This is a genomic window from Neptuniibacter sp., from assembly GCF_024231755.1.
Lineage (GTDB): Bacteria > Pseudomonadota > Gammaproteobacteria > Pseudomonadales > Balneatricaceae > Neptuniibacter.
The window spans coordinates 1-8,377 of the sequence record NZ_JAAEQH010000253.1 but is presented as its reverse complement, the minus strand read 5'-3'; the positions used below and the strand labels follow the sequence as shown (position 1 = coordinate 8,377).

Genomic DNA, 8,377 nt, shown 5'->3' with positions numbered 1-8,377 from the left:
TTCCTATTAACTGCCAATGACGTTATCCACTCTTGGTGGGTGCCTGATCTTGCAGTGAAAAAAGATACTATTCCGGGCTTTATCAACGAAGCCTGGACCATTGTTGACGAACCAGGAACTTATCGGGGTCAGTGTGCAGAGCTCTGTGGTAAAGATCATGGGTTTATGCCGATCGTTGTCGAAGTTAAACCAGAGGCTGAATTTGAGCGTTGGCTAGCGGAAGTGAAGCAAGCCGATCAGAAAAAAGCCGAAGCTGCACAGAAAAGCTGGAGTCTGGCTGAGTTAATGGAGATAGGCGAAGAGGTTTATAACAAAGCATGTCTAGCCTGCCATCAGGCGAATGGTGAAGGTATTCCAGGAGCTTTCCCAGCATTAAAAAACAGTCCTATCTCTCTCGGTGATCAAGCAGCGCATATCGATATCGTACTGAATGGTAAGCAGGGAACCGCGATGCAGGGATTTAGGGATCAGTTCAGCGCTGTGGAATTGGCAGCAGTGATTACTTATGAGCGTAATGCTTGGGGTAATAAGACTGGGGATATCGTATCACCGGCACAGATTGCTGAGTTGAAACAGTAGGAGGGGATATGAATAGTACTGCCGCAGTAGCTCATCATCATGGTCCTACCTCTGGTATTGGTCGTTGGTTGTTTACCACCAATCATAAAGATATAGGTACGCTATATCTCTGGTTCAGTTTCATCATGTTCCTGGTTGGCGGATCTATGGCTTTGCTCATTCGAGCCGAGTTGTTCCAGCCGGGGTTGCAGCTGATCCAGCCTGAATTCTTCAATCAGATGACCACTATGCATGGTTTGATTATGGTGTTTGGTGCTGTGATGCCAGCATTTGTCGGGTTGGCGAACTGGATGGTACCTATGATGGTGGGTGCGCCTGATATGGCGTTACCACGAATGAATAACTGGAGCTTTTGGATACTGCCCTTTGCCTTCGCCATGATGTTGTCCACTCTGTTTATGGAGGGAGGCGCCCCTAATTTTGGTTGGACTTTCTATGCTCCTCTATCGACAACTTATGCCCCGCCTAGTGTGACCTACTTTATCTTTGCGGTGCATATGATGGGCATAAGTTCCATCATGGGTGCGATAAACATCATTGCTACTATTCTTAATCTGCGTGCTCCTGGCATGACAATGATGAAACTACCACTGTTTGTCTGGACCTGGTTGATCACTGCATTTTTGTTGATTGCGGTAATGCCGGTACTGGCCGGGGTGGTGACCATGATGTTGATGGACATCCATTTTGGTACCAGTTTCTTTAATGCTGCCGGTGGTGGTGATCCCGTGTTGTTCCAGCATGTGTTCTGGTTCTTTGGGCATCCAGAGGTCTACATCATGATTCTGCCTGCGTTTGGTATTGTCAGTGAGATCATACCTACCTTCGCTAGGAAAAAATTGTTTGGTTATACCTCTATGGTGTATGCCACCGCATCCATAGCGGTGCTCTCGTTTGTGGTATGGGCCCACCATATGTTTACCGTGGGGTTACCTCTGGTTGCGGAACTATTTTTTATGTTCGCCACTATGCTGATTGCGGTGCCCACAGGGGTAAAAGTATTCAACTGGGTTGCCACAATGTTCCGTGGATCAATGACCTTTGAAACGCCGATGTTATTCGCCTTAGCTTTTGTAGTCTTGTTTACTATTGGTGGATTTTCCGGGTTGATGCTGGCGATAGCACCGGTGGATTTTCAGTACCATGATACCTACTTTGTCGTTGCTCACTTTCACTATGTTTTGGTCCCGGGGGCTGTTTTTGCCATTATGGCAGCAGCCTATTATTGGCTGCCGAAATGGTGTGGTAACTACTACAACGAAACCATGGGTAAAGTGCATTTCTGGTGTAGCTTTATCGGCGTAAATATCACCTTCTTCCCTATGCATTTTATTGGCCTTGCCGGTATGCCAAGACGTATTCCGGATTACGCCTTACAGTTTGCTGACTTTAACGCGGTGGCGACGGTAGGGGCATTTATCTTTGGTTTCTCTCAGTTGATCTTCCTCTACAACGTGATTAGTTGTATTCGCAAAGGCAAACCAGCCAGTTCAGAGGTTTGGGAGGGATCTCATGGTCTGGAGTGGACTTTGCCTTCACCTGCGCCTTATCACAGTTTTAGTAAGCCGCCTGTCGTCAAATAAAAAGCGAAATAAAGGGCGAAGTAGGCCTTGAAATAGAGGCTGCAGTAGGGAAAGGGAAGAGGTAATTAATATAAAACGGAGGGTAGATTATGGCTACCATCCAAAAAAACAGACGAACTGTGGCAACCTTAGTGTTCAGTTGCGTGTTTATGTTCGGGTTCGGTTTTGCGTTGGTCCCGCTCTACGATGTCTTTTGTCGTGTCACCGGTTTAAATGGAAAGGTGGAGTTGGTACCAACACAACCAAGCGGTCTTGTTGATAACAGCCGCCAGATAAAACTGCAGCTGGTGGCGATCAACAATGAAACTATGCCCTGGCAGTTTCAACCGCAAATAACGCAGGTTGAGTTGTCGCCGGGAGAGATGTATCAGACTGCCTATCTAGCCAGAAACCTGACACAGACTTTTATGATCGCTCAGGCTGTACCTTCGGTTTCCCCTTCCGAAGCGGCTCCATATCTACAGAAGATCAACTGTTTTTGTTTTGAGCGCCAGCCACTTGAGGCCAGCGAAGAGAAAAATATGCCGCTGGTGCTATCTGTGGATCCAGAGCTTCCAGAGCATATCCATACAATCACTTTGTCCTACACCCTATTTGATATCACTCCGGATAGAGAGGCCGTTGTCGCTCTCCGGGGAGGGAGTCAGTTATGAGTACTTCATCCTATTACGTGCCGGAGCAGAGCCGCTGGCCTATTCTGGCATCTATAGCACTCTTCCTGATGGCTTATGGTTCAGGGACAATGATTAATGCTCTTTCAGCTGAAACTGGTGGTGGGTTTGGATTATTAATGCTGCTGGCAGGCGCTTTAGGGATGGGGCTAATCCTGCTGGGTTGGTTTGGTAACGTGATCCATGAGAGCCATGAAGGTTTATATAGCCCGCAGATGGATCGCTCGTTTAGATGGGGAATGGGCTGGTTTATCTTCTCAGAAATTATGTTCTTTGCTGCCTTCTTTGGCACATTGTTTTATGTCCGTACCTGGGCCGTGCCATGGTTGGGTGGTGAAGGCGATAAGGGAGTATCGAATATGTTGTGGCAGGGGTTCTCTGCGCAATGGCCTTTAATGACAACGCCTGACCAAGCCGTTTTCCCCGGTCCGAAAGAGGTGATTGATCCCTGGCATATCCCTCTCTTGAATACGATCCTACTAATCTCGTCCAGCTTTACCGTGACTTTGGCGCATAAGGCTCTGAAGCTCGGGCTGCGCTCTCGCATTGTTTTTTGGCTGGCGTTAACCATTGTGTTGGGGGGGATCTTTCTCTACTTCCAGGCCTATGAATATGTGTTGGCTTATAACGAGCTGGGGCTGACCCTTAATTCCGGCATTTACGGCGCGACCTTTTTCATTCTCACCGGTTTTCATGGCATGCATGTCACGCTTGGCACGCTGATGTTGATAATTATCTGGCTAAGGGTTTTGAAAGGGCATTTCAGCGCTGAGAAACATTTTGGTTTTGAAGCGGTGGCCTGGTATTGGCATTTTGTGGATGTGGTCTGGGTTGGGTTGTTTCTGTTTGTCTACATCCTGTAGCTGTTAGGGAAGGTGAGGAGTTAGTTCACCAGTGTAAAAGCCATATAACAGGATAACGATGATCAGTGCACTGAATGCGACACGGAAAAATAGAGAGTTAACGGTTCGGTGTGTTTTGCCCTGATCGCGAATAAGGAAAAACAGCCCACTGAATAAACTGACAACAACTGCCGCAAAAGCGATGACCAATAATAGCTTTAAGGACATAAGAGTTACCTATTGACGGTTATGTAATGAGTAAAGTTCAGAGTAACCAAGGCTTCAAGTGGATGCTGATGCTGGCGGCAGTATTGCTGTTGCCAGGTCTGGTTGCTTTGGGATTTTGGCAGTTGGATCGTGCGGATCAGAAGGAGAGGCTCCTACAAAGCTGGTCGGCGACGCAGCTTTATAAAACCATACCTGATGAAATGGCGATTTCTGGTCAACAGTTTATCGCGGTTGATCTGGAGGGCTTTTTTGATAGGGAACGTTATTTTCTGCTGGATAATCGTGTCCGAAACGGTATGGCTGGTTATGAGGTGATTGCGCTTTTTTATCCTCGGAATGGTTCAGCACTTTTGGTCAATCTGGGCTGGATAGAGGCCGATTATGATCGTCGAATATTACCGAAAGTTCTACTGCCATCAGGAACACAGAAAGTTGTTGGAAAGTTAAAGGGAATAAACCACGCATTTGTACTAGATGAAGACCTGGCTATTACCGAGCGGCAATGGCCTTCACTTATTCAAAGTCTTGATACAGAAAGAATGGGGGATTTGTTGCAGGAGCCAGTGCTGCCTCTGGAGCTGAAAATTAAACAACCATTGATATCGGGTTTGGACCTTAACTGGCCGGTTGTTTCAATGTCTCCTGAGAAACACCTTGGCTATGCGGTTCAATGGTTTGCTATGGCTTTGGTTCTTTCTGGATTGTTGCTTTGGAGCTGGAAACTTATCCAGCGGGAGAGCCGTCATGAATAAAGCCAGTTTCTGGTTGGTATGGGGAGTAGGTCTGATACCGGTAATGTTGGCAGCAGTTATGTATTTCTTTGAAATCATGACGCCTGCCGCAGGCAAGCACTCTGGGGTATTGCTACAGGATCAGCATATTAGCGATTGGCAGTTGGTTGGGAGTGATCGTGGAAATTTATCGAGATGGCAACTTTTGCTAACCGTAACCGATGACTGCAGCGTTGAGTGTGATGGCTGGTGGGAAAAGCTGGATAAAGTGCATATAGCTCTGGGTAAAGATCGAGAGCGTGTGTTGTTACAGAGAATAGGTGGGGGCGGTAAGGATTTAAAAAGCGAAACGCTAGAGCAGTTGGGGGATGCGGTTTGGATAGTTGATCCACTAGGGAATCTGGTATTGAAGTATTCCATGAACGACCAACCAAAGCTGCTCCTGCGAGATCTGCGGAAACTGCTGAAAATCTCGCGGATTGGTTGAGATGAGGTGAAGCCGTAATGACGTTAAAGGTGGTCTGGCGCTTGCTAAATTTAGCTTCTGTACTGGCTCTTTGTGTGGTGTTGCTAGGTGCCTGGACACGGATCAGTGATGCTGGCCTTAGTTGCCCGGACTGGCCTGGTTGTTATGGGCATATGGTCATGCCTGTCGAGCAAGAAGCACTAAATCGCGCTCAACAAGCTTATCCGGAAACGCCTATCGAAATTGGTAAAACGCATTTGGAAATGGGGCATCGATACCTGGCAGGGATGCTGGGCTTAATCATTGCTGTGTTGGCGGCATGTGCTTACCAATCTCGGCGTAATGAAGACTACCCGGTGATGGGGAGTTATCTGCTGCTGGTGTTAGTGACCGTGCAGGCGCTTTTCGGGATGTGGACCGTGACTTTGAAACTATACCCACCAGTGGTCACATTACATTTGTTGGGTGGTGTTCTGACGTTAACCGGAGTGTTGTTACTCAGGCTCAGGATCAAGCAGCTGTTACAAGGAAGCGGAGTGCGGAAACACTCTAAGCATTCAGGGTTAGTGATGGCTGCTGCTGTAGTGCTCATGCTGCAGATTGTTCTGGGTGGTTGGACAAGCTCTAATTATGCGGGGCCTGCTTGTCAGCATTGGTTTATCTGCGATAGCCAAATCGAAATTGAACCAGATTTTTCTCTGGGATTTGATCCATTGGCTGTTGTGGGACCGAACTATCAGGGGGGCTTACTCCCAGTGGAAGCAAGGGCTGCGATTCAAATTGGTCACCGTCTTGGTGCGGTATTGGTCGTAGTCATGAGTTGCTGGTTGTTCTTTACGTTGGTGAAAGGGGCAGCTACTAGGGGCCCGGTAACAGTATTGATCATACTTTTGGGCGGGCAGCTGTTGTTGGGAATCTTCAATGTAATCTATGCAGTGCCTCCTGTGCTGGCAATATTGCATCATGCATTGGCGGTTGGTTTGTTATTAGTTCTATTGTGGATATACAGCCGCTTAACGCTTTCTTCAGAGGTGGTTTGATATGAGTGTTAGGAGATCAGAAGCGATTACTCTGGGGCGGGTATCCTGGCAAGACTATCTGGCTCTTTGTAAACCTAAGGTTGTTCTGGTTATGTTGCTAACTGCCCTTGTTGGTATGTTCTTGGCTGTACCTGGACTGCCACCATTGCAGTCAGTGGTTTTCGGTCTATTGGGTATTGCCTTAGCATCCGGGTCTGCTGCAGCAGTGAACCATGTAATGGATCATAAAATAGATGAGAAGATGGCAAGAACTAAAGGGCGGCCATTACCCCAAGGGAAACTAACTCCGCAACAAGCACTGTGGTTTGCAGCGATGATAGGAATGACAGGCATTATGTTGTTAGTCTGGTTGGTAAACCCGCTTACCGCCTGGCTAACTGTAGCTGCATTGATGGGTTATGCCGTTGTTTATACGGTTTGGCTGAAAAGAGCGACTCCACAGAATATCGTTATTGGGGGGATTGCTGGAGCAGCGCCGCCGCTTTTAGGTTGGACGGCAGTGACTGGAAGCATAGAACCGAACAGTTTACTGCTGGTCTTGATTATCTTTGCCTGGACGCCTCCTCACTTCTGGTCTCTGTGTATTGCTCGTAAATCAGATTATGAGAAAGCGGGGGTGCCGATGCTGCCTGTGACTCATGGTATTGAATACACTAAAGTACAAATTTTGCTCTATAGTTTACTTATGGTGTCTGTGACACTGTTTCCGTTTATGACGGGCATGAGCGGCTTGGTCTATTTGATGGGTGTAAGCGTAATCAACATACGGTTTATGTATTGGGTATGGCGTCTATGGAATAACCAGGATGGCGTACCGATGAGATTATTTCGCTATAGCATCAATTACATCATGTTGCTGTTTTTAGTTTTACTGGTAGATCACTACCTCCAAGCTGTGCTTATCAGTGCGGCATAAAATTAAGTAGCCATAGAGTCTGTGAAATGATCGGGCTCGAATAATGTTCCTGAAGTCTGTGGAAATGGAGACAAAGCAGTAATGAAACCAAAACTAAGTAGTTAACGATGCCACACCAAAAGGAATGGTGCGGCACCTGAAACAAAAGGGGATGCATCATGTTTATTCAACATATGATGGGAATTCTGTACCACCCAAAAGAGGAATGGGGGGAGATCAGAAAAGAGCATTACAGTGCTGCGCATATTTTTATGCAGCAGATAAGTATATTGGCAGCAATACCGGCAGTATCCATGTACATCGGTACAACACAGGTGGGTTGGAGTATCGCTGGCAGTGAATTCGTCCGGCTGGATGCAATGAGTGCATTGCCAGCAGCAGTAGCCTTCTATTTCGCTATGTGGGTAGCTGTAGGCTTTATTACCTACACAATCCATTGGATGGAGAAAAACTACGGGGGCAATGTATCTTTCGATGATTGTCTGTCTTTGGCAACTTATACGGCAACGCCAATGTTCCTCGCAGGGCTTGCGGCCCTCTATCCACTGTTGTGGTTTAACGTAGGGGTTGGTTTAGTAGCCGTTTGTTATACCGTTTATCTACTCTATACCGGTGTACCTGTAATAATGAAGATACCGGAAGAGAGAGCCTTCCTGTTCTCTACTTCAATATTAACTGTTGGGTTATGCACTCTGGTCGGTATTATTGTTGCCTCAGTTATTCTGTGGGGAACCGTTATTCCTCTGAACTACATATCGCTATAATTTTTGTAGCATATAAAGAGGCGTCGTTAGACGCCTTTTTTGTGCCTGTTTTATGCTTGTTGTTTAAGTTTTAAGCGCGGTTGTTTGTTCTTTAGTCACTGTCTGTATGGTATTTAGTCAGTATTGCCTTTTTTTCGATTTTTTTAAGTTTTTTTACAGATTGGTGTTGACCTGATTTTATATGTCTGTAGAATTCGCCGTCCTTGCTTAGGGAGGCCGCAAATTAAGGCGGTTTTGAACGAGGTGAGGTGTCGAGTAAGTGGTTGAAAACGTTATGTTTTTAGATTGCTTACGCAGCAGGATTCAAAGTTCCGACGCTGAGTAAATTAATTTACAAAATTGCAAAATAAACGGTTGACTTTGAATGAGCGCAAAGTAGAATATGCGCCTCGCTTGAGATGAACGGCACGCAGTGCTGAGAGTCAAAAAAGCAACGCTCTTTAACAATTTGATCAGATAATTCGTGTGGGCGCTTGTTGAGAAGAAGCAAAGACTTTTTCTAGACAAGCAACCAAGTGAATTCATTTAAGCGATTTACAAATAGGTTTAACGTTCAT

At 46.4% G+C, this 8,377-nt stretch carries 10 protein-coding genes; 9 read left to right on the top strand and 1 reads right to left on the bottom strand.

Annotation, left to right across the window (positions count from 1 at the left end):
• The 4 genes from GY843_RS13450 to GY843_RS13435 form a co-directional block, all read left to right on the top strand.
• Positions 1-579 (top strand): c-type cytochrome (locus GY843_RS13450; protein ID WP_297310448.1); only part of this gene is annotated, 579 nt, incomplete at its 5' end.
• An 8-nt stretch (positions 580-587) separates the two neighbouring features.
• Complete coding sequence (gene ctaD, locus GY843_RS13445; RefSeq protein WP_297310447.1) at positions 588-2,162, top strand: cytochrome c oxidase subunit I; 1,575 nt, start codon at positions 588-590, stop codon at positions 2,160-2,162.
• A gap of 89 nt (positions 2,163-2,251) precedes the next feature.
• Positions 2,252-2,815: a cytochrome c oxidase assembly protein gene (locus tag GY843_RS13440; protein WP_297310446.1), complete on the top strand. Its 564-nt coding sequence runs from the start codon at positions 2,252-2,254 to the stop codon at positions 2,813-2,815.
• Positions 2,812-3,696: a cytochrome c oxidase subunit 3 gene (locus tag GY843_RS13435; protein ID WP_297310445.1), complete on the top strand. Its 885-nt coding sequence runs from the start codon at positions 2,812-2,814 to the stop codon at positions 3,694-3,696. Before GY843_RS13440 ends, GY843_RS13435 begins: the two co-directional genes overlap by 4 nt.
• A 3-nt stretch (positions 3,697-3,699) precedes the next feature.
• On the opposite strand, the gene GY843_RS13430 is transcribed toward GY843_RS13435, so the two are convergent.
• The gene (locus GY843_RS13430) at positions 3,700-3,903 is read right to left on the bottom strand and encodes a twin transmembrane helix small protein (RefSeq protein ID WP_297310444.1); all 204 of its coding nucleotides are present in this window, start codon (positions 3,901-3,903) and stop codon (positions 3,700-3,702) included.
• Positions 3,904-3,929: 26 nt separating this feature from the next.
• Here GY843_RS13430 and GY843_RS13425 point away from each other — a divergent pair, with 26 nt between their 5' ends.
• The 5 genes from GY843_RS13425 to GY843_RS13405 all read left to right on the top strand — a co-directional run bounded on the left by GY843_RS13425 (position 3,930) and on the right by GY843_RS13405 (position 7,820).
• Positions 3,930-4,655: an SURF1 family protein gene (locus GY843_RS13425; RefSeq protein WP_297310443.1), complete on the top strand. Its 726-nt coding sequence runs from the start codon at positions 3,930-3,932 to the stop codon at positions 4,653-4,655.
• Positions 4,648-5,121: a hypothetical protein gene (locus tag GY843_RS13420; protein ID WP_297310442.1), complete on the top strand. Its 474-nt coding sequence runs from the start codon at positions 4,648-4,650 to the stop codon at positions 5,119-5,121. Before GY843_RS13425 ends, GY843_RS13420 begins: the two co-directional genes overlap by 8 nt.
• A 17-nt stretch (positions 5,122-5,138) precedes the next feature.
• Positions 5,139-6,140 (top strand): heme A synthase, encoded by a 1,002-nt coding sequence (locus GY843_RS13415; protein ID WP_297310441.1) that lies wholly within the window; start codon positions 5,139-5,141, stop codon positions 6,138-6,140.
• Between the two features lies 1 nt (position 6,141).
• Positions 6,142-7,056 (top strand): heme o synthase, encoded by a 915-nt coding sequence (gene cyoE, locus GY843_RS13410; RefSeq protein ID WP_297310440.1) that lies wholly within the window; start codon positions 6,142-6,144, stop codon positions 7,054-7,056.
• Between the two features lie 158 nt (positions 7,057-7,214).
• Entirely contained in the window at positions 7,215-7,820 is a 606-nt protein-coding gene (locus GY843_RS13405; RefSeq protein ID WP_297310439.1) for a Yip1 family protein, read from the top strand.
• Positions 7,821-8,377: the final 557 nt, after the last annotated feature.

Excerpts from the sequence above, each read along its gene's own strand:
- ctaD (WP_297310447.1), top strand. The coding sequence starts at position 588 with ATGAATAGTACTGCCGCAGTAGCTCATCATCATGGTCCTACCTCTGGT.
- GY843_RS13440 (WP_297310446.1), top strand. The coding sequence starts at position 2,252 with ATGGCTACCATCCAAAAAAACAGACGAACTGTGGCAACCTTAGTGTTC.
- GY843_RS13435 (WP_297310445.1), top strand. The coding sequence starts at position 2,812 with ATGAGTACTTCATCCTATTACGTGCCGGAGCAGAGCCGCTGGCCTATT.
- GY843_RS13430 (WP_297310444.1), bottom strand. The coding sequence starts at position 3,903 with ATGTCCTTAAAGCTATTATTGGTCATCGCTTTTGCGGCAGTTGTTGTC.
- GY843_RS13425 (WP_297310443.1), top strand. The coding sequence starts at position 3,930 with ATGAGTAAAGTTCAGAGTAACCAAGGCTTCAAGTGGATGCTGATGCTG.
- GY843_RS13420 (WP_297310442.1), top strand. The coding sequence starts at position 4,648 with ATGAATAAAGCCAGTTTCTGGTTGGTATGGGGAGTAGGTCTGATACCG.
- GY843_RS13415 (WP_297310441.1), top strand. The coding sequence starts at position 5,139 with ATGACGTTAAAGGTGGTCTGGCGCTTGCTAAATTTAGCTTCTGTACTG.
- cyoE (WP_297310440.1), top strand. The coding sequence starts at position 6,142 with ATGAGTGTTAGGAGATCAGAAGCGATTACTCTGGGGCGGGTATCCTGG.
- GY843_RS13405 (WP_297310439.1), top strand. The coding sequence starts at position 7,215 with ATGTTTATTCAACATATGATGGGAATTCTGTACCACCCAAAAGAGGAA.